Annotated in this window: 20 protein-coding genes; 9 read left to right on the top strand and 11 right to left on the bottom strand. The window is 54.0% G+C overall.

Annotation, left to right across the window (positions count from 1 at the left end; all coding sequences use genetic code 11):
• Position 1 precedes the first annotated feature (1 nt).
• The 3 genes from Q354_RS0100435 to Q354_RS0100425 all read right to left on the bottom strand — a co-directional run bounded on the left by Q354_RS0100435 (position 2) and on the right by Q354_RS0100425 (position 3937).
• Positions 2–799, bottom strand: a complete 798-nt coding sequence (locus Q354_RS0100435; RefSeq protein WP_027855885.1) for an outer membrane lipoprotein-sorting protein — start codon at positions 797–799, stop codon at positions 2–4.
• Positions 783–3101, bottom strand: coding sequence for an efflux RND transporter permease subunit (locus Q354_RS0100430; protein ID WP_027855884.1), 2319 nt, complete (start codon positions 3099–3101; stop codon positions 783–785). The genes Q354_RS0100435 and Q354_RS0100430 overlap by 17 nt, the downstream gene beginning before the upstream one ends.
• An 83-nt stretch (positions 3102–3184) precedes the next feature.
• Positions 3185–3937: a TetR/AcrR family transcriptional regulator gene (locus tag Q354_RS0100425; RefSeq protein ID WP_027855883.1), complete on the bottom strand. Its 753-nt coding sequence runs from the start codon at positions 3935–3937 to the stop codon at positions 3185–3187.
• A 398-nt stretch (positions 3938–4335) separates the two neighbouring features.
• Here Q354_RS0100425 and Q354_RS0100420 point away from each other — a divergent pair, with 398 nt between their 5' ends.
• From Q354_RS0100420 to Q354_RS0100400, 5 genes are all read left to right on the top strand, one after another.
• On the top strand, positions 4336–4812 hold the full coding sequence (locus tag Q354_RS0100420) for an acyloxyacyl hydrolase (RefSeq protein ID WP_027855882.1): 477 nt from the start codon (positions 4336–4338) through the stop codon (positions 4810–4812).
• 61 nt (positions 4813–4873) lie between these two features.
• Positions 4874–5173, top strand: a complete 300-nt coding sequence (locus Q354_RS0100415; RefSeq protein ID WP_027855881.1) for a hypothetical protein — start codon at positions 4874–4876, stop codon at positions 5171–5173.
• Between the two features lie 146 nt (positions 5174–5319).
• Positions 5320–5709, top strand: coding sequence for a zinc-ribbon domain containing protein (locus Q354_RS24090; protein WP_051559771.1), 390 nt, complete (start codon positions 5320–5322; stop codon positions 5707–5709).
• Positions 5710–6177: a GNAT family N-acetyltransferase gene (locus Q354_RS0100405; RefSeq protein ID WP_027855880.1), complete on the top strand. Its 468-nt coding sequence runs from the start codon at positions 5710–5712 to the stop codon at positions 6175–6177. It begins immediately after the preceding gene.
• A 97-nt stretch (positions 6178–6274) separates the two neighbouring features.
• Positions 6275–6820 carry an NUDIX domain-containing protein gene (locus tag Q354_RS0100400; RefSeq protein ID WP_027855879.1) on the top strand — a complete coding sequence of 182 codons (546 nt, stop codon included), beginning with the start codon at positions 6275–6277 and terminating at the stop codon, positions 6818–6820.
• On the opposite strand, the gene Q354_RS0100395 is transcribed toward Q354_RS0100400, so the two are convergent.
• Genes Q354_RS0100395 through Q354_RS0100385 form a run of 3 tightly spaced genes read right to left on the bottom strand, consistent with a single transcriptional unit; the run spans position 6817 to position 9322 of the window.
• Positions 6817–7674, bottom strand: a complete 858-nt coding sequence (locus tag Q354_RS0100395; protein WP_027855878.1) for a pirin family protein — start codon at positions 7672–7674, stop codon at positions 6817–6819. The genes Q354_RS0100400 and Q354_RS0100395 overlap by 4 nt on opposite strands.
• A gap of 13 nt (positions 7675–7687) precedes the next feature.
• Complete coding sequence (locus Q354_RS0100390) at positions 7688–8686, bottom strand: glutathione S-transferase family protein (RefSeq protein ID WP_027855877.1); 999 nt, start codon at positions 8684–8686, stop codon at positions 7688–7690.
• A gap of 30 nt (positions 8687–8716) precedes the next feature.
• A complete protein-coding gene (locus tag Q354_RS0100385; protein ID WP_027855876.1) occupies positions 8717–9322 on the bottom strand; it encodes an FMN-dependent NADH-azoreductase in 606 nt (201 codons plus the stop codon).
• Positions 9323–9429: 107 nt separating this feature from the next.
• On the opposite strand from Q354_RS0100385, the gene Q354_RS0100380 reads away from it, so the two are divergent.
• Positions 9430–10332 (top strand): LysR family transcriptional regulator, encoded by a 903-nt coding sequence (locus tag Q354_RS0100380; protein WP_027855875.1) that lies wholly within the window; start codon positions 9430–9432, stop codon positions 10330–10332.
• Between the two features lie 9 nt (positions 10333–10341).
• Here Q354_RS0100380 and Q354_RS0100375 read toward each other — a convergent pair whose 3' ends face one another.
• The 3 genes from Q354_RS0100375 to Q354_RS0100365 all read right to left on the bottom strand — a co-directional run bounded on the left by Q354_RS0100375 (position 10342) and on the right by Q354_RS0100365 (position 13075).
• Positions 10342–11043, bottom strand: a complete 702-nt coding sequence (locus Q354_RS0100375; RefSeq protein ID WP_051559770.1) for an endonuclease — start codon at positions 11041–11043, stop codon at positions 10342–10344.
• A gap of 540 nt (positions 11044–11583) precedes the next feature.
• The gene (locus Q354_RS0100370) at positions 11584–12426 is read right to left on the bottom strand and encodes a DNA ligase (RefSeq protein ID WP_027855873.1); all 843 of its coding nucleotides are present in this window, start codon (positions 12424–12426) and stop codon (positions 11584–11586) included.
• 175 nt (positions 12427–12601) lie between these two features.
• Positions 12602–13075 carry a DUF2947 domain-containing protein gene (locus Q354_RS0100365; RefSeq protein WP_027855872.1) on the bottom strand — a complete coding sequence of 158 codons (474 nt, stop codon included), beginning with the start codon at positions 13073–13075 and terminating at the stop codon, positions 12602–12604.
• 81 nt (positions 13076–13156) lie between these two features.
• Between Q354_RS0100365 and Q354_RS0100360 the strand changes: the two genes are divergently transcribed.
• The 3 genes from Q354_RS0100360 to Q354_RS0100350 all read left to right on the top strand — a co-directional run bounded on the left by Q354_RS0100360 (position 13157) and on the right by Q354_RS0100350 (position 15465).
• Complete coding sequence (locus Q354_RS0100360) at positions 13157–13729, top strand: DNA-J related domain-containing protein (RefSeq protein WP_027855871.1); 573 nt, start codon at positions 13157–13159, stop codon at positions 13727–13729.
• A gap of 74 nt (positions 13730–13803) precedes the next feature.
• Entirely contained in the window at positions 13804–15090 is a 1287-nt protein-coding gene (locus Q354_RS0100355; RefSeq protein WP_027855870.1) for a CinA family nicotinamide mononucleotide deamidase-related protein, read from the top strand.
• Positions 15091–15141: 51 nt separating this feature from the next.
• Positions 15142–15465 carry a hypothetical protein gene (locus Q354_RS0100350; RefSeq protein ID WP_027855869.1) on the top strand — a complete coding sequence of 108 codons (324 nt, stop codon included), beginning with the start codon at positions 15142–15144 and terminating at the stop codon, positions 15463–15465.
• 152 nt (positions 15466–15617) lie between these two features.
• Here the strand turns inward: Q354_RS0100350 and Q354_RS0100345 are convergent, their stop codons facing one another.
• Positions 15618–17756, bottom strand: coding sequence for a two-component system response regulator (locus Q354_RS0100345; RefSeq protein ID WP_036228131.1), 2139 nt, complete (start codon positions 17754–17756; stop codon positions 15618–15620).
• The gene (locus Q354_RS27090; RefSeq protein WP_051559768.1) at positions 17731–20979 is read right to left on the bottom strand and encodes a cache domain-containing protein; all 3249 of its coding nucleotides are present in this window, start codon (positions 20977–20979) and stop codon (positions 17731–17733) included. The genes Q354_RS0100345 and Q354_RS27090 overlap by 26 nt, the downstream gene beginning before the upstream one ends.
• Positions 20980–20985: the final 6 nt, after the last annotated feature.

Here is a 20985-nt window from a genome sequence, read left to right as displayed (position 1 = left end):
CTTAACGGGCACGCTTCAGAGTGTTCTTGTTGAAGTCGCTGTCGCTCAGGCCGGTCTGGAAGCGGTAGTCACTCCAGACCAGGTCGGTACTCTTACCGTTCTGGTGGTTCACCATTTTCTGCAGGTCGGCACGCCAGTATTTGCTGAGGTACTGGTTGTAGCCTTCGAAGGTCAGGGTCTTCAACGGCGAGTTTTTACGGTCAAAGAAATCGACCTTCCAGATGCGGTACTCGTTCTGGTCAATCCAGACCACGCGACGGGTATAACCCGAGTGCTTGTCGACCGGATACTGCTCGACTACAAAGCAGGTGCCGCCTTCGCAGGCTTCGTCACGCAGGTATTTGTAGCTGTACTTCTCGATCTCGAACGAGGTCAGGTCTTCGTATGCGAATTCAGAGCCCATAAACGGGCCGGACTTGTTGCGGGAGGCGATCCGCTTCACCCTTTTCAGGGCCGGCAGATACAGCCACTGATCGTCCGCTCCGACCGGGTGAGAAAAGCTCAGGAATGCCGTGCCTTTAACATCGCGGGGCTTATCGAATACGGTCAGGCTTTTGTCGCCGTCGTCCGCGACTTCCAGTGACTTCATGCGGATCTCGCGCAGGCTTTCCTGGCCCTGCTTGTTACGCAATACCATACGCATATCCGCCTGCATATCAGCCCAGCCCAGGTCACGGACCTTAGCCTCCTTTGAGATCGCCAGACCTTTCTCTTCTGCAGTTTCAGCCAGCGCCATAACCGGCATAACGACAGTGGCGGCCAGCAGCAGGCTGTTGAAAGATTTAGTTAACGACTTCATTGCGATCTCCCTTTTTTGCAGATACGTGATTATCCAGTTTCATCAATAACGGCGGCAGGAACAGGAAGTCCACCACCAGAGCAATCAATATGGTGATTGCGGTCAGCAGCCCCATATCGGCATTTACCTTAAAGCTCGACTGTGCCAGTACCATGAAGCCTGCCACCAGCACCAGTGTGGTGATCCAGAGTGCCCGGCCCACGCTGGCGAAGGCGTAGGATACAGCTTCCTCGCTGCTTGCGCCTCGCTTATTGCGGGCATACAGGTACTTACTGAGGAAGTGGACGGTGTCATCCACCACGATACCCAGGGTCATACCGGCTACGATCGACAGTGCCAGTCCGACATAGCCGTCAATCATGTACCAGAGACCGAATCCCATCGCCGCCGGCGCCAGGTTAGGCAGCAGGCTGATAAAGCCATAGCGTACGGAACGCAGAGCGATGCCCAGCAGGACCGAGATCAGGATCAGCGCAACCGTAGTACCGATCAGCATGCTCTGGATATTGCGCTGGCCGATATGGGCAAACATCAGGTTCGGGCTGGCTACGTGCACGGTAAGTTGCGGTGCGTTGGCCTCAAACCACTGATAGATCCGGTTTTCCACCGCGACCATCTCTTTACTGGTCATATTGCGCAGTGTGACGATCATGCGGGTGGATGACTTGTCGACGTTCAGCTGGTCGTTAAGGTCCAGTCCATACGGCAGCGACATCTCATACAACAGCAGGTACTGAGCTGACAGTTCACGGTCTTCAGGCAGCTTGTAGTAGCTCTCATCGTCAGCATGCATGTTCTTATTCAGACGCTTAATGGTGTCTGAAAGGGTGTTGAGGTGATCCGTTTCCGGCTGCGCCCGCAACCAGCTGCTGAAATCGCCCATCACCTTGAGAAACTGTGGTGAGTTGATTCCGCTGCTTTCGCCGCTATCGATGGAGATCTCCACATTGGTCATACCGGACAGGTTGTCCTGCATGAAGTCGGTCGCCTGACGGAACGGCACGCTGGTATCAAAATACTTTACGAAGTCATCGTTCAGCTTGTTCTGCGGCAGGAAAGCGACCAGAGTCAGCATGACCACACTCATACCCGGCAACAGCTTGCGGCGGTTGGCGATAACAAAGTCAGACAGTTTGTGCATCAGGTCGCGCTTACCTTCAGGACGCGGCTTGATCTTCACCGGCAGGATCATCAGCAAGGCCGGGAACACGGTCACAGAGAAAACGAAGGCCAGCATGACACCGATCGCCACCATGTTGCCCAGATCGCGGAACGGCGGTGAGTCAGAGAAGTTCATGCTGAGGAAGCCGATCGCCGTGGTCACACTGGTCAGCAGGATTGGCTGGAAGTTAATTTTCAGGCTGTCGATGATCGCCTTACGCTTCTCGACGCCCTGACGCATCTCATAGAACATGGTGGTGAGGATATGCACACAGTCCGCCACCGCCAGCGTCAGGATCATGGTCGGGGCGCTGGCCGAAGGCCCGGTGAGGAAGAAGCCGGCCCAGCCCACGATGCCCATAGTGCTGACAATCGAAAAGATGATGATCAATACCGTAGCAAAGGTACCACTGAAGGTACGCAGCATGATGATCATACCCAGTAACACGACGCCGAACATCAGCGGCACCAGCGTGGCATTGTCGGTGAGTGAGGACTCTGCAAAGCTGTTATTCATCATCACAACGCCGGAGAGGTAGACTTTACTGTCCGGGTTGGCGGCCTCAAACTGCGCCTTAATCTCGCGTACCTTGGCAGTAACTTCCGGCACCTCGGTAACGGGATTCACACCGGGTAACTGTACGGTCACATTCACCACATTGACATGGCCCTCAGGCGATACCAGCTTACCTACCAGTAGCGGCTCTGAGGTTGCCACCTGGCGGATGCGCGGCATATCTTCGTCGGTCAGGGTTTCCGGCTCCAGCACCAGATCTTCAACGATCATGTCATCCTCTTCCGCCCAGGTGTGCTGGAAGTTGGTGATCGAATCGACCCGGGTGGAATAGGGAATCTGCCAGGCTTCTGTGGTGAGTTTCTGCACCGCAGCCAGATGTTCCGGCGTAAAGACATTGCCATCTTCAGGCGCTATAACAAAGGAGACATTGTCACTTTTGTTATATACCCGTTGCATCGCCTCGAAGGCGGTTAATTGCGGGTTCTCCTCTGAGAAGAAGACCCGGTAGTCGGATTTAAATACCAGGTTTGGCGCACCGGCAGCGGCTGCAAACACCAGTAGCAGCGTCAGCGTGACTACCCAGACCGGGTAATCAGTGACGGCGCGGAATAATCGATTTTTCATCGCAAGCCCCGTTTTGTGACGAATCGTCAACATAAAGTCCATTTAAAAGGCGGCAGCGGCCGCCCTGATTACAGTCAGAGAGTTCAGAGCTTAAGGGATCGCCCCTGATAGCCCAGTTTCTCTATCTCTTCGGCGAACAGCTCCTGCTTAAAGCGGTTCACCACCTCATTCATATCGCTCTGCGCAGCGTCCGGCTGCCAGCCCAGACCATCGAGTACGATGTTGCTGTGGCTGATCACCTCCTGCTCCATCAGTAGTTCGCTACGGGCTGAGCACTGCTCGATATCCTCACTCAACAGTGCGATGGTGCCGAAACACATTGCCCAGACTGAGAACGCTACCTGTTCCGGCAGACGGCTTTCCGGAAGCGTCAGCTCACCGGCTTCAAGTGCCTCGCGGATAACTTCAAAGGCCACACCGAGTAATGTTTCATCCAGCTCCTGATGCTCAGCCTGACGCCGGCTGGAACACTTCTCTGAAACCGCCGGTATCTTTGCGGTAATCACCAGCATGAATTTACGCGGATAGAGCTTGGCGAACAGCATATATGCAAAACAGATCGCCAGCATTTTATGCCGGCTTAAACCATTAAACGTCAGCACGCGCTGAAACAGCTCCAGCAAAGACTGCATACTGCTGTTGCACAGTGCCACCAGCAGATCTTCCTTGCCGGAAAAGTGGTTATAGACCGTACCCTTGGAATACGGCACCCGGGCCACCAGCTTATCCATCGTCAGCGCCGCCACGCCCTGCTCGCTGATAATCTCCAGCGCGGCGTCTAGCATGGTCTGCTCTCGTGCCACTAATGTGGCGTCATCTATTACCCTTGGGCTCATTCTGTGCGTTTTCAGCTCTTTAGTGACGATTCGTCAAAGTTACGCTATCAGTCCCTCATCCGCAACAACCGGAGACAACAATAACCGACACGCAGCGTTGCATTTTTATCAATAAAGAGCGGTTTTCAATCGATCTGCTAAGCTGAAATTAAATGCGACCGTAGTCGAATTTGTTGTATCTGATTTGGGGACCGCTGAATTAACTCAGCGCGCCAGGAAGTGGTAAGCCGGGCAGAGGAGTTCGCAGGGTTCACCGGCCTCCTTTGCAAATTGCTTGCAACATCAAGCGGTTAACTGCTTCACCGCTACCCTTTGGGTAGCCCGATCATCCTGAGGTGCAAAGGACGTGCTCTAAGGTCCCCGTACTCCTACAAGATCCACACTCTCAGGGAAGCTTCATGAATACAAAAAATATCACTCTGCTCTTTCTCCTGCTTATATTCAGCCACAGCACTCTCGCATCCTCGCTGGTGCTCGGCGTTGGCGCCGCAGAAGGCCGCGATGACAAGCACCACACAGTGATCGATCTGGGACTGGAGGGGAACGAGTTGCAGTCGTTTCTTGGCCTCAAGCCCTATGCCAATGTGTTTCTGGCTGACGAAACCTATTATGTCGGTGCCGGCCTGATCAAAGAGTTTGAGTTATCACAGCGCTGGCAGCTGGGCTTTGGCGCAACCGTCGGATACTACGATACCGATGAAGAAAGTCTGGAGCTGGGACACGACGTCGAATTTAAGACCAAGATTTATATTGGCTACGCCGTGATGCAGGGACATAAAATCCGTGTGGAATATGGCCATATCTCCAATGCCGACCTTGGCAACGACAATCCCGGAATGAACATGGCACTGATTGACTGGGTGATCGACTTTTAAGGTCTCATTAAGACCAACCGGCAGATAGTCTCAATAAATGGAGTTTTAACAGGAAACCACCATGCGTATGCAAACCGCTGTTCTGCCGGCGATCTCCCTATTCTGCTCACTGCTGTACAGTCATCAGCTGATGGCGGCCGAACTGATTCAGGAGCGTCAGTACCGCTGTGCTATCGGAGGCTGTGAAGTCCGCTGCCGGTCGCATGATGGCTGGTCCGAGGTCAGGGAGGCCCAGGAGGTTTCGATGGAAATCTACAGCGGTGGCGTCATTATTATCGACCTGCGACATCGCTTCGGCGACAACCAGACAATTATCGTCAGTGGCGACGCAGCCTTTTGCAAAATAGATAACCATAAATAGGCGACTGCCGCAGAAACATTCAATAGCCCTGACCCCGCAAATTCACTACAATGCGGGCGAGATTGCCCTGTTAGTCCCGGAGACATTCCGAGCCTGGCGGGTAGTTGTGTCCTCTTCAGAATGTTTGGTCAACACGAGCCAGTACCATGAGCCAACGTCGCCTGCGTCAATTCGCCTCCCATCAAAGACAACTGCGCCGCGCCCGTCGCCAATATGCCGCCTGCCTGGACAGTCCACCGGGAGATCTGCCCGGCATCCAGCGTGTACCATCCAATCCCGAGAAGCTGAGCCACAACAAAACCTTCGGCCCGCTGCCACTGTTTTACGAAGACCTCTTCTTTGTCTGCGCTGATTGCAACAGCGAAGAGATCTGGGCAGCAGCAGACCAGAAATGGTGGTACGAAGAGTTCAAAGCCGATATCAACTCTATCGCGACCCGCTGTCCGACCTGTCGGGCGGCTATTAACGCCCGGCCAATGCAGCAGCCTGCCGAAGAGCCGGAACAGGAACAACCGCTACTGGCGACCAGTGCATAAATGCTGCGGGTCAGGGCCTATCAACCGGAAGATGCCCGGCTGCTGACTGATATCTTCTATCGCAGCATTCATCAGTCCACCGGCGCCTTTTACACGGCGGCCCAGCAGGAAGCCTGGGCCCCCTCTCCGCCCGATTATGACTTCTTTAGCTACCGTTTTAGCGAAACGCTGCCAAGGGTAGCAATCTCCGGGACCGCTGTGGCGGGGTTTATAGAGCTGAGAGCCAACGGCTACATTGATTGCCTGTATGTCGATCCTGACCTTCAGCGGCAGGGAGTCGCCTCCCAGCTCCTGGCGGATGCCGAGCGTATGGCGTCAGAGGCTAACCTGACCATCCTGGAAACCGATGCCAGTTATCTGGCAAGGCCCTTCTTTACGCGGCACGGCTTTGAGCTTGTCCGGCAGAATCAGCTGGAACGCCGGGGAGAGGTATTGACTAACTTCCGGATGAAGAAAGCTCTACCCTGAATCCCGGTAACCCGAGCCCCGCTTGGGGCAACTACAATTACCCGCGGAAATTACTTCTCCCCTATCGACACGTCCCGGCACCGAGGAAAGTACACAGATGGATCACAACAACCCCTGGAAGACCCTAAGCAGTAAAGCTATCTACGACAACCCCTGGATCAGCGTGCGTGAAGATCAGGTGATCAACCCGGCGGGGGGTGAGGGAATTTATGGCGTAGTCAGCTTTAAAACCCGCTCGGTGACGGTGATTCCGGTCGATGATGCGGGCAATACCTGGCTGGTTGGCCAGACCCGCTATGCCCTCAACGAGTACTCCTGGGAACTGCCGATGGGCGGCAGCCCGCTGGGCGAGGACCTGGAAGCCTGCGCCCGACGCGAACTGAAGGAGGAAACAGGGCTGGTGGCCGGACGTCTGCAGCTCCTGATGAAGATGCACACCTCAAATTCAGTGACCAATGAAGAGGGATATGTCTATCTGGCTCAGCAGCTGAGCCAGCAGGAGACGGAACATGAAGATACGGAAGATATCACCGTCCGCAAGCTCCCCCTGCGGGAAGCGATTGATATGGCAATGAGCGGCGACATTACCGATGCCCAGTGCGTGGCCGCCCTGCTGCGCCTGCGCGTAATGGGACTGGGCTAGTAACCCCGGCCTTCAGTCAGGACACCCTCGCGATAGTCTCGCAAAGCCTGGTCGATCTCTTCAGTGCTGTTCATGACAAAGGGGCCATACTGCACCACAGGCTCCCGGATCGGTCGACCGGCCGCCAGAAGCAGGCGAGCCCCCTTCAGCGCCTTTATCTCAACCGAACTCCCCTGTGTCAGGGTTGCCGCCTGGTCTGTAGCCAGTACTCTATCGCCGATCTCCGCCTCTCCCTCATATAGGTAGATAAAGGCGTTGTGTCCTGATTCCAGCGGCAACTGCACACTGGCGCCTTGCTGCAGATGGAGATCCAGTAACAGCGGGTCGACAGTTACACCGGCGACAGGTCCCTGATAATGCTCAGCTGCCAGCGTCAGTTCACCGGCGATTAGCTTCATCTCCCCACTATCACCGGGCAATGTGATCAGTGGCAATTGGTGTGGCGCTATATTCTGATACGCGGCGGGCCGCATCTTATGCGCGGCAGGCAGGTTAACCCACAGCTGGAAACCCCGCATCAGGCCATCCTGCTGCTTTGGCATCTCTTCATGGATCACGCCCCGCCCGGCAGTCATCCATTGCACGCCACCCGAGCTGAGCGTGCCTTCATTCCCCATATGATCACGATGCTGCAGCGTACCGTTCAGCATATAGGTCACGGTCTCAAAACCACGGTGAGGATGGGCCGGGAACCCCGCCACATAGTCATCAGGGTTGGAGGATGAGAAGAAATCCAGCATCAGGAACGGATCGACTCTGAGGCCCTGACGCTGCCCGACAGAGCGCAGTATCCTTACACCGGCACCATCTGAGGTTTCGATAGCGGGGATGATCTGGTCAATTGAACGTTTCATAGAGGGTCCTGATTCAAGGGGTTTCCGGATGATCAAAGCGATGACGCTGATGCGCTTCAGTCAGATCCTGCTGTGGCCCGACAGACAAGATACCGGTCGGATTAATCATCCGGTGGCTACGGTAGTAGTGCTCCCGGATATGTTTCATATTTACCGTGCCTGCGATACCGGGCACCTGATAGAGATCTTTCAGGTAACCGAACAGATTGGGGTAGTCACTGATGCGTTTGCGATCACATTTGAAATGGGTGACATAGACCGGATCAAACCGCAGCAGGGTGGTAAACAGGCGCCAGTCAGCCTCGGTAAGCCTGTTGCCCAGCAGATAGCGATGGGCGGCAAGCCTTTGCTCAAGCTGATCCAGCGCACTGAACAGCACCTCGACGGCTTCGTCGTAGGCTTGCTGTGAGGAGGCAAATCCCGCCCGGTAGACGCCATTATTGACCGCGTCGTAAATCCAGCCATTAACCGTATCGATCTCGCTGCGCAAGGCTTCCGGATAGTAATCGCCTTCCGCCGCACCCAGATGATCAAAGGCACTGTTTAGCATTCGGATGATTTCGGACGACTCATTACTGACAATAGTGCCGGTCTTCTTATCCCACAGTACCGGTACGGTCACCCGCCCGGTGTAGCCGGGATCAGCCAGGCTATAGACCTCATGCAGGTACTGTTTTGCATTGACCCGATCGCCCGTCGCCCCGGCTTCTGAACCCGCCAGAGTCCAGCCCTGTTCTGCCATCAGGGCATCGACAACATCGACGCTGATCATCGACTGCAGCCCTTTGAGCTGACGGAAGATCAGGGTCCGGTGTGCCCAGGGACAAGCCAGGGAGACATAAAGGTGATAGCGGCCCGGCTCAGCTTTAAATCCTGCCTGCCCGCTCGGGCCTGCACTGCCGTCAGCAGTAACCCAGTTTCTGAACTGCGACTCGCTGCGGACAAAGCGGCCATCATTTTTTTCAGTGTCGTACCAGCGATCATGCCACTGACCATCAACTAACAGACCCATACATCACCTCCTCGCTCATTATTCCGGGATTCAGATTGCCGACAGAATCGAATCGACTTCGGCACGCGCCTGGCTCAGGGACGCATCTTTATGATCCTCCATGCTGAGACCTTCGGCATAGATCACCCTGACATCGCTCAGACCAATAAAGCCCAGAAACTGTTTTACAAACGGAATCGAAGTATCCGCTTCACTGTCCTTATAGATGCCACCGCGGGTCGCCAGCAGGTGTACCGGTTTGTTTTCGATCAGGCCAACCGGGCCGTTTTCAGTGTACTTAAAAGTCACGCCTGCACGCGCCAGCTGGTCAAAGTAGGCTTTCAGCTGAGAGGGGATGCTGAAGTTATAGAGTGGCAGCCCGATCACCACCTCATCTGCCTGACGCAGCTCCGCGATCAGGGAATCAGAGTAATCCACGTAGGCTTGCTGTTCGGCACTGCGATTCTCCTCCGGAGTAAAAAATGCGCCGGCACGGGCACCATCCAGATGAGGTACGGCGTCTGCGATCACATCACGGACTACAACTTTTCCATCCGGATGTGAATTCTTCCACTGCTGCAGGTAGCGATCAGCCAGCTGAGAAGACTGTCCTTCGGAACCAAAAATGCTGCTACTGATATGAAGTAAAGTTGCCATCTGTGTGCTCTCCTGAGTAAGCCTCTGTTTGATGACACTAGTTTCCTATTGATTGATCCGATTAAAAACAGTAAAAATGAGTTCGATTTGATCAATTTTTTAGATATATGAAACCATCAATCACTCTCGAACAGTGGCAGGCCCTGCTGGCGGTTGTGGATGCCGGCGGTTATGCCGCCGCCGCCGAAGCCCTGGGCAAAAGCCAGTCGTCCATCAGCTACGCGGTAGGCAAGCTGGAAAGCGTGCTAAATGTCAGGGTCTTCCAGATCGAAGGGCGTAGGGCCGTGCTTACCGAGGCTGGTAAAGTGCTGTATCAGCGGGCGCGGACGCTGGTAGAGGAAGCCGGAATGATTGAAGAGCTGGCTGCCCAGTACGCCGCCGGCGAGCAGGTGGAAGTTAAGATTGCAGTAGATACTATCTTTCCGGAATGGCTGATTCTGAACGCGCTGCAAGAGTTTAGTGACAACTACCCACAGTGCCGCCTGGAAGTTTTGGAAACCGTGCTCAGCGGTACCGACGAGGCCCTGCTTCGGCGGGAAGTGGATATCGCCATCTGCAGCAGAATTCCCACCGGCTTTCACGGCTCCCCCCTGATGCAGATCCGCTTTGTCGCCGTGGCCCATCCCGACCACCCTTTACATCAGCAGGACTCCCCTCTGAGCTACCAGCAGCTCAGGCGCCACCGTCAGCTGGTAGTAAGGGATTCCGGCAGTCGCCGGCTGGATTCCGGCTGGCTGCAGGCACAGCACCGCCTGACATTCAGCAATATGCAAACCTCTATTGCTGCCGCAACCCAGGGCCTGGGCTTTGCATGGTTTCCCGAGGAGAAGATCCGGCAACACCTCGATTCGGGGCTGTTAAAGCCCCTGCAGCTTACCGAAGGTCAAAGCCGCATGGTGGATATGCATCTGGTCTATAGCCAGGCTGACTACGCAGGCCCTACTGTGCGGGCTTTGGGCGCCACGCTGAGCCAGAAAACCCGCCAATGCTGTCCCGATGTCGCCATCTGATCGGACAGATTAATCAGTAACAAAGGTATTGGAGTTACCCTGAATCTCAGATACGCGCTGCGCCTTCTTCCGCTCCCAGCGGTCGACCGGGTCTTCCCGGTTCCAGGCTTCAAACAGGCGACGCTCGCTACGTGAAATTTTCAAGCCGTAACGTTGTTGCATATAAAAATAGGCGCGGGCGATATCCCCCCGTACCTCGGGTGGCGGCTCCGCTTTCCTCTGTTTGAAATCGATCTCCATATTACAGCGCCCATAACGCCGGCGCTCACCGGGGATCATCGCAAAGCGATAATTAGAACGGTCACCATTGACTTCGCCAATAGCCGGTACCAGATTGTGCATATCGGCTTCCATCAGCCGGAACTGCTTATCCCGGCGACAGGCTTGCCGCCCACCCTCCTGCCAGCAGCGCAGCTGGTGGCCAAAGGCCCAGGCGGGCACCAGATGCTCCCATTCGATGCGACTGGCTCGCTTCGGGTTCTTGCGTGGCGTATAGCCGCAATGGTTAAGGTCAGGCCTGAGCTTTTTATTGCGAAACTCGAAATCACATCCGCAATAGAAGGTTTTAGGGTGATCAAGGTAGATTTTAGCCAGCGTCTTTTTTGACTGGCGAAAGCTTGTGGCTGCCTCTGACAGACAGGACTGGAGTAACAGCAGCAAAAATAGCAATATTAATGGCACAACGGATTCCTGAATAACTTCATCAGGCATCCATTGCCCCTTGAATCTGCAGACACACCCCAACTTCTGAGGTACCGGCTTTCGGCCTGATCGCTGCAGATCCATGCGCTGAAGAAGAAAAATCAGCGCGTCCCTGTACTTAGGCGCCAGCTAACAGATCAATTGGGCCTCAGGCTATCGCAGCGTTCAGCTATCACGACAATAAATACGGGCTGACGAACACCCATTCCAACTCATTGACGTTGCACTGAAAGTCCCCAAATACTGGCTCAATAGTGCAGCAAAAGATTGGGGAGGCTGACCTCGCGAAGCCCCGGATCAATCAGGTTTGCAGGCAAACTCTTTCGAAGTGGAAGGATATACAAAATGAACAGTCGTAAAAATATAAATATCCGGAAATCACCGCGATTTTTACGATATGCCCCGGAGAAAAACCGCATATCTTCTCTCACGATTTAATCAGGACTGTTTTATAGAGGGATTCGGTATCAGGCAGCGGTTTTCAATCTACAACAACGCGGAAGAAATAAGGGTCGCCGCGTTCGCCGGCGACCTGAACAGGAAAGGAGATCAGTCGTTACGAATCCGCAGATAACGGGCAAATCGGGGCAGCCCTTTGGAGGTATAACCGTTGAAGCGGTAGGTTACGGTAGTGCCAAGCGGTGGCGGCGTAATGCGCTCAGGATCAGACAGACCGCTACCCAGTTTCAGCTTTTTCCCATCGGGTAATCGGACCAACAGCGCTCCGAGCCGGCCCTGATGACGCCCCTTGCCGGGCAAATGGGCGATCACCACCGCTTCGGCATCCTCAAACAGTTTAAGCTTAAGCATGTCACTGCTGCGCCCGCCCTGATAAGCAGAGTCTGCGCGTCGCAGCATCAAGCCTTCGCCGCCATGATTGGTCACGGCATAGAGCAGTTGATCCAGCGCCTCCGGGGATGCAAGTTGCTGGTGCTGAACCAATGCCAGATGGGGCTGGTCAAGACGCTCGACCAGTCCGGTTAACGCTTGGTAACGACTGGAGAAATCCCCTTCAGCCGCAGGCATATCAAACACCATAAAGCGAATATCCCACCAGTCACGTTCGCTATTCCGGCGTCGCGAGGCAGCAGAGACTGTCTCAAAGTTACCGCGACCGGCCCAGAGTTCTCCATCGAGCGGCACCTCAGGCAGGCCCGCAAGAAACCAGTCAGGCGCCTGTATCACCCTGCCGCTGCGACTGCGAAGCAGTTTCCCATCCCAATAGGCACGCACCCCGTCGAGCTTTTCACTCACCAGATAGCGGGTAATATCGGATACCGGGCTGTAGGTTTTCGCCAACATGACCGCTGGCGGAGACAGGTTTGCAGCAGATACCCATAAGGGCAGTGGCAGGCTGATAAACAGGATCAGAACAAGATACACGAGCTTCATACATCCTCCTTGATGCTGGCTCAAATACCGACATAACCGGCCGTTATCGGCAGATTACGCCGCGGACTCCAGAGAGACTCCGGAGTCGCTCAGGAACAGGGCAGGTATGCTGTCGGCTACCACGCCCGAGCCCGGGGCGTTTCATCCCGCCCTCCGGGCATACGGGCAGCGATCCCTACTTACGTGTACCCACTTTAACATTACCATTCTGGAAAAACTGCGCGGTTTGCTTTCTGCGACGGCCAATTAATAGTGGGCCATCATCCATAAACAGAAAGTTCTTCCAGGCGCGCTTGAAGATCCCCCAGGTGGTTTCGATCACATGATCGCTTTCGTAACAAAACCACACCACCGTATTATCTTCCCACTCGATATGGTCGTTTAGCAGCTCCGGTAACTGTGGCTCCTGACTGTCCCAGGCTTCCTGCCAGCGCCCGGTCTCCTGCCAGACCGAGCCATCTGCCGGCCAGTCACCCTTCTCAAAGTAATCCGGATGGCTGGCATACTGACTGATCTGCTGCCCCCATAGCTGGTTTGAACGGCTTTCTGTCAGAGGACGGATTCCAGCCAGGTCTTCCTCGCTTAACGGCAGGTCTTTATGGCGAAAAATCCAGGCTTTAGGGTATTCTGATAACGGGATGTAACTCATTCATTCACTCAGGTTGCTGATCAGATTTGCTGTGGACTATATCAAAGGCCACCTCAACCTGCAGCACAAGGCCCTTAAAACGTGCGCAATCCTTTACTCCAGGCAATAACCGCCGAACTTAAGCACCACCCCCAGGGCTGTAAGGAGTATGACCTGATCAGGTCGCTCGATGCCCAGTCGATGTTCGGGGGGCTGAGCAGTGATGACTCTGTCGCCCTGTTCCAGAAACACTTTCTGGTGATGAACGCTTTATATCAGCTGCAACTGCAGTTCTGGCAGGAAGAGGCGCTCTATCTGCGGATCAGCGCACTCGATATAGGGATCAGCCCGACCAGTGTGAACGCAGCGGATTCAACACTTCCCGGCGATGCGACCGATGCCAGCTTACGCGAGTACTATCTTGACTGGAGCAATATGGAGGGAGCCGATCGCGGCTATGTCGAGGAATTGCTGGATCAGTTCTGGCAACGCTTTCTCAATCAGGACAAGCGCCAGTCTGCACTGGATCTGTTGGGTCTGTCATCGACAGCAACCTACAGTGAGATAAAGCAACGCTATCGCCGCCTGGCGAATGAACTCCATCCTGATAAAGGCGGCGACACTTCGGAGTTCATCGCATTAAGAGAAGCCTGGGAAGTGCTGAAACTCAGCTGACCATCCAGTATTATCGGGCCTTGGGTTATAACCTGCCCACGTCCCGGGTGTTCGATTGCTAAGGAAGAGAGATCATGAAGTTACAACTACTGATGACCGGAACAGAGCTGATGAGTGGCGACATTGTCGACAGCAACTCTGCGATGATTGCTGAGGCGCTGGCGGATGTCGGCATCAGCATCCATCGTAAGGTCACCGTTGGAGACGAACTTGATCTTCTTATCAGCGAACTCACATCAATGAGTCAGACAGCCGATGTGATCATCGTCAATGGCGGCCTGGGACCAACGCGGGACGATATGACCGCCGAAGCGTTAGCACAGGCATCCGGACTGCCGCTGGAGACTCACCCTGAAGCGCTTGATCACCTGACGCGCTGGTGCGAAAAGCGCGGCTCCCGGCTGAATCAGGCCAACCTTAAGCAGACGGTCTTGCCGCAACACTGCAGTATTATCGACAATCCCCGTGGCTCTGCGGTCGGGTTTCATCTGATGCTCAACAATTGCCTGGTCATCTGCACACCGGGAGTGCCCAGTGAATTATGCCAGATGCTCAGCGATACTATCGTCAGCCTGATATGCCCCCGGACAGATGCAGTCGATGCCGCCATCCGCAGCCGCTTCCATACCTACGGGCTGGGGGAGTCAAACCTGCAACAGTGGATCGATGACAGCGAGCTGTCAGTTCCTGAAGGCGTTGAGCTCGGCTTCCGCGCCGGGGCCCCCACACTGGAAGTAAAAGTTCAGGGTCAACAAAGCCAGTCACAGCCCTATCATCAGTTTGTCGACCAGTTAAAAGCGCTGATCGGAGACTATATCGTTTCGACCGGTAGCGACAGCCAGTGCCGGGCGCTGATCGATCAGCTCCGGCAACAGGGCAGATCACTTGCCACTGCAGAATCCTGTACCGGCGGACTGATCGCGTCGATGATCACTGCTGAGTCCGGCTCATCCGCCGTGTTTGAAGCTGGCTATGTCACCTATTCCAATCGAATTAAAACCAGTGCGATTGGCGTCAATCCCAAGACGCTGGAGGCTCATGGCGCCGTCAGTGAAGCGGTTGTTATAGAGATGGCTCAGGGGGCCCTGGAGGCATCGGGTGCGGACTATGCGGTTGCAGTGTCGGGTATAGCCGGACCAGATGGAGGCAGTGACGATAAACCGGTCGGATCCGTCTGGATTGCGTGGGGCGACAGTACACAGATTGAAACAGCCTGCCTCTGCCTGCCGTATGGCCGCAAGATGTTCCAGACGATGGTCGCCGGTGCAGCACTCGACCTGATCAGGCGCAGGGATTGCGGAATAACATCTACGCCACGCTACCTAATTGACCGCGCTGGTTATGCCAGTAAATATAACTGATTGCTATCAATTGGCACTGTCAGTAATAGAATTCCGTGCCATAATATTGTGATGAAAAAACATCCAACCAAAGCCGAATTGCGCGAAGAACTGAATAATCAGGTGCAGGCCTTTCTCAACAAAGGGGGATCGATCTCCCAGTGTGAGATGGGGGCCACAGGCCTCGTCGATGGCAAATATAACACCCGCAATATGGGATTCTCTGCGCCTCCGCAGGAGAGAACACCAGTGAATGGCGTTCTGGCAAGAATCGATGCCCGTCGTAGTAAATCGGCACCCGTCAGTGCGGACAGGCCCCGCCGTAAACCCCGTAAGAAAATCATCTATGATGACTTCGGTGAGCCGCTACGCTGGGTATGGATAGATAACGAGTAATAGGTGCTTTAACGCGCCACCCGAATGTGGCTATCTATCTCCACTGCCCGATAGGGTTGTGAAATCCTTATCGGCAGGGCCGGGGATTGCACTTCGCAATCCTCGACTGCATTAATCACCGTTGATTTCCCCCACCCTATCGGCGTTCCACCTCAGGTTCCTTCGAAAAGGTGCAGCTTCAGAAGATCAGATACTTCTTCCGCAGGAAGCGGGCGGCTATAGAGATAACCCTGTACTTCGTCACAACCACGGCTTTGCAGGAAGTTCTTCTGCTCCTGATTTTCCACCCCTTCTGCTGTGACTCTTAATCCGAGACTATGAGCCATCGCGATAATCGCTTTAGTCACGGCTGCATCCGTACTATCAGACACGATATGAGTAACGAAGGAGCGATCAATCTTGAGCTTATCAATCGGAAAGCGCTTGAGGTAACTCAGGCTGGAGTAACCTGTACCAAAATCGTCGATGGACAGCTTTATACCGAGTGACTTAAGGCTATGCAGCACATCAACCGCTCCCGCCACATCATCCATCAGCATATTTTCCGTTATCTCAAGCTCCAGTGCATCGGCAGGCAATCCGCTGCTTTGCAATACATCTGATACCAGCGCGGTCAGATCCTGGCCGACGAACTGGCTGACGGAAAGGTTCACCGCCATGGTAAGCGGTTCGACACCTTCATCAATCCAGGCCTTCGCCTGGCTGCAGGCGGTTCGCATCACCCATTCGCCTATCGGAGAGATCAGTCCGGTCTCTTCTGCGATCGGAATAAATTCGTCAGGAAATACAGGTCCAAGATCACGGCTGGTCCAGCGCAGGAGTGCTTCGACTCCGATAATCTGCTGACTGCGCAGATCGATCTGTGGCTGATAATGCAGCCTCAGCTCATCACGGTCCAATGCCTTACGTAGACTGTTTTCAATAGTCAGGCGCCGATCCGCCAGGGTTTTCATGGAGCTGGCAAAGAACTCGTAGTTGTTACGACCGGAATTCTTTACGCTGTACATGGCAGTATCAACGTTCTGCAGCAAACCATCGACATCACAGCCATGCTCCGGGAACAGAGCAATGCCGATGCTCGGGGTAATGACCACCTCATGCTCGCCCAGCGTCATGGTGTGGCCGATGGTATCGAGAATTCTTTGCGCCACCCGGGCGGCATCATCGGGCCTGCGAATCTCAGCCAGGAGCACCGTAAACTCATCACCGCCAAAGCGGGAGATAACGTGGTGATTCAGCTCGCGGTCACCCCCCCGGTCGACCGCACGTACGCTGTTTGTCAGGCGGCGGGATACCTCCTTCAACAGCATATCGCCGACGACATGCCCCAATGTATCGTTAATACGCTTGAAGTTATCGAGGTCCAGAAACAGTATTGCACCGATATGGCCTTCAGCCTGTGCCCGTGCAACAGCTCGGGTCACCCGGTCTTTGAAGATCACCCGGTTACACAAACCAGTCAGGTGATCGTAATGGGCCAGTTGCAGGATTCGCTCCTCGGCCTGTTTCAGCTGGGTAACATCAAGCACCGTGCCGGAAACCAGCGCAACCTCAGAGTCATCACCATAGACTTCAATCTGATGCTGTACATGCAGTTCTGAGCCATCACTCTGCAACAGCCGATGGACGATTTCGGATTGGTCCGAGCCAGATACGGCTTCCTCAAACCAGTGCTGAACGGCAGAACGCTGAAACGGTGGCACATTATCGAGAAAACGCGCCAGGGTTTTCTCCTGATCATTCACGCCGATCCCCAGAAAGTGGCACATCTGATCAGACCAGTAGATCTCCCCGGTCGCGCGATTCCATTCCCAGTTCCCCAGCCCGGCAATACGCTGGGCATTATCGAGTCGGGTTTCACTTTTCTGCAGTTCATCAAGGCGAGTGCGTACTTCGCTCGCCCTCAGCATATAACGCAAGCGGTGGCCCAGAATCCGCCAGTTAATCGGCTTCGGAACAAAATCAGTTGCGCCCGCATTGTAGGCGGATTCGATGGAATCAAGATCATCCTGCCCGGTGACCATTAAGATAGGAACGATCTTGCCGTGAGGCAGTTCCCTGAGCTTTTTACAGGCCTGGAAACCATCCAGACCGGGCATATCCACGTCCATCAGTACCAGATGGGGACGCCGGGTCTGGAACATCTCAATTGCAGAAACACCATCATTTGCAAGAATAACTTCAAAGCCCTGAGTAATCAGCGCTTTATTCGCCAACATCCTCGCTGTTATATCGTCATCAACAACCAGAACCCGTGCGTCTTCTTTACCCTGTGAGTGAATCGCTTGCATGCTCGCCCCTTACTACTCCATCAAGGGCATTGCTTACCCTTGCATACTCACTCCTGATCGCCTCAAGCAGACGACCGCTTTCTTCCAGGTTGCCAAGACGGGCTGCCATTTCCAGTTCACGACAACGGTCAGCCAGTTCAAGCGCTCCCATATTGCCACTGCTGGATTTAAAGCTGTGGGCCGCCGCTCTAACTGCGTCAGCCGACCCCGCATCAACACTACGTTGTAACTCAGACAAATTAGCCAGCGACTGCTCCAGATAAGCATCGACCAGTTGCTGGAAAAAATCGCCGTTGGGTTCAAGTCCCTGCAGCTGTGTCAGTACCGCTTGCGACAGCGGATTTCCGGCTGCCGCCGGTTGCCGGATCTCTTCGCTGCCGTTATCCGACTCCTCGGCTGCTTTATCCTGACCGCCTAGCCAGCGATAAACCTCAGAATGAAGTTGTTGTTTGTTATACGGTTTTGCCAGATAACTGTCCATACCAACGGCGAGACAGCGTTCACGATCTTCCTGTAATGCATTCGCAGTCAACGCCACTATTGGTGTGTGAGCCAGGCCATTTTTGCTTTCCTGAGTACGGATAGCTTTTGTTGCTTCAAAGCCATCCATCACCGGCATCTGGCAGTCCATTAACACCAGGTCATATTGCTGGTCTGCGAAACAGGCCAGCGCCTCAACCCCATTGCAGGCAATATCAGACTCAAGCCCCATATTAGCCAGCATTGCCTGCGCGACTTTCTGGTTAACCAGATGATCCTCAACCAGCAACACCCGGCCTTCCAGTTTTTTATCCTGATCAATCCGAGATGCCGATACGACCGTTTTAGCAACCGGCTTATCCAGCGCTGCCAGTAACACCTCCTTCAGCTCGATCAACTTAACCGGCTTCGTCAGAATGAACTGGCCTGTTTCATCCCCCGGACCGGTAAGCAACTCCCCTCCACCACTAAGCACAATGTGAGGAATCCGCGCCAACACAGGGGTACTTTTTAACGTAACCGGCAAATTGTCCTGTTCAGATGTTTGATCTGCGCTATCGAAAATAACCACCCTGAACGGATCACCTACGGCATGAGATTCCAGCAACACCCTTAATGCTTCAGGATTGGTCGAGACACTTTGCGGCCTTAATCCCAGGGCTGTCATATAAATATGAAGCGTATCTCTGAGGGTTTTCCGGTCTTCGACGATCAATACCCGGGCAGGATCTTCAATCTCCCATTTCACCTCAACCGGCGCAGCGACCGGCAGGGTTACAGAGAACCAGAAACGCGATCCCCTTCCCTCCAGGCTATCGAGACCTATTTCCCCTCCCATCATTTCAACCAACCGCTTTGAGATTGCCAGGCCAAGGCCTGTACCGCCAAAATTGCGCGTTGTGGAACTGTCGGCCTGAGAAAACGAGTCAAAGATACGCTGCTGCTGGTCAACCGGAATACCGATGCCGGTATCAGATACTTCAAATATCAGAGCGACCTGGTCTTCAGACTGCCGAAGCATCCTGACAGCAACAGAAACCTCACCGCTCTCAGTAAACTTAATGGCGTTCCCGATTAAATTAGTCAGGATCTGCCGTAGACGACCGGCATCTCCATACAACTGGTCATTCAGGTCAGGAGGCACCTGACAAGCGAGCTCAATTCCTTTTTCATGAGCTCGGGAACCAAACAACAGCCCCAGATCCTCGACCAGGTTCCTCAGTTCAAAAGGCGCTTTATCGAGCCGGAGCTTGCCTGCCTCAACCTTAGAAAAATCCAGGATATCGTTGATAATCGTCAGCAGACCATCTGCCGACAAACGTATGGATTCCATGAATCTTCGCTGGTTATCTGCCAGCTCTGTATCCAGGACCAGCTCAGTCATACCCAGTACTCCGTTCATCGGAGTCCGGATCTCATGGCTCATGGTGGCAAGAAACTCGCTTTTGGCACGGCTGGCTGCCTCGGCAACTTCCTTCTCACGTTGCGCTTCCAGAATCCGCCGCCTTATTTCAGACTCCATAAACACAAACGACTCAGCGAGTCTGCCAACTTCATCCTTCGAACTGCCTGCCAGAGTAGCAATACCTCCGCGAAGCGAGTCCTCCTGGGCAAAGTCCTGCGCTGGGAGCGCCTTAGCGTAATCTGTTAGTTGATTTAAAGGTCGTGATATCCGGGCAACAATCATGATTGCTGCGATAACGCTAATCAGAAATACCAGGCCGATAACCGCACTGTGCCTTTTGATCAGAGCCTTGGCTGGCGCATGGATCTCAGCCACGGGGACGACCACTGCAAGATACCAGTCAAAGGCCTTAAAATAGCTGACAAAGGTTTCAACATTTCTCGCACCTGAAATCAGGGGATCATCATAGCGGACAGACGGGACTTCATCCCTGCCGGTCGTTCTTTTGAGCTGTTCCAGCAATCCAACAGACCGCTCTCCCAATTCAACGAAGCTTCGTTCCTGCAACGTCATGCCCGAAGGAGGAATAAGTATTTTATTATCCCCACTAAACAGGAATACATATCCCGATTCGGCAACCTGAATACGAGAGAAGGTCTTTGTCAGACCATCTAGAATTGCATCCATCTTGGCTCGGCTCTCTTTCTCAATATCATCAAAGTTGAGAATTACGCCAAGCGTCCAGGGCCAGCCTTCAATAGGACGAAAATGCCCCATATACTTTCCGCCAACCGCGTCATCCGGTTTGTGCCAGTAAAAAACGGCTGAATCACCTTTATCAGAAAGCTGATCGTCCCGCATAACCACCTCAAGCCGGCGTCCTTTAAGGTCACGCACATTCGCCAGCGAGGCTCCATCCAGGCCGTCTTCACTATGGCCAAGAATTCTTCCGTCCCGTTGAAAAAGAAACACCTCTCCTTTTTCAATCCGTATAGTGTTAAGCCAACGCAACGCCAAAGCCTGTGCTTTAGCTTCCGACAGATCTCCGGAGCGGCTGCTGGCAGCATAACCACTCACCGCAGATGCACTCACCAAAGAGACCCGTTTAAGCTCCTTATCCAACCCTCGCAGGATCTCAATTTTATCCGAGACCAGTCGGCTATAACCGGCCCTGATATTGAGCTCGACTAACTGCAACACATTTTGTGCCGAAGCTTTTTCAGCCTTAGATACCGCCTCTCCAACATCTCTATTGGTAAAATAGAGCAAAGCAGAAGCAGTTGCCGTCATCATGATGATCAGCAGTAGAATAAACTTCGACTTAAGAGAACTAAACATCCAGAG

The organism is Marinobacterium jannaschii DSM 6295 (assembly GCF_000620085.1).
Classification (GTDB): Bacteria; Pseudomonadota; Gammaproteobacteria; order Pseudomonadales; family Balneatricaceae; genus Pontibacterium; species Pontibacterium jannaschii.
This window is presented reverse-complemented; position numbering and strand designations above follow the sequence as displayed.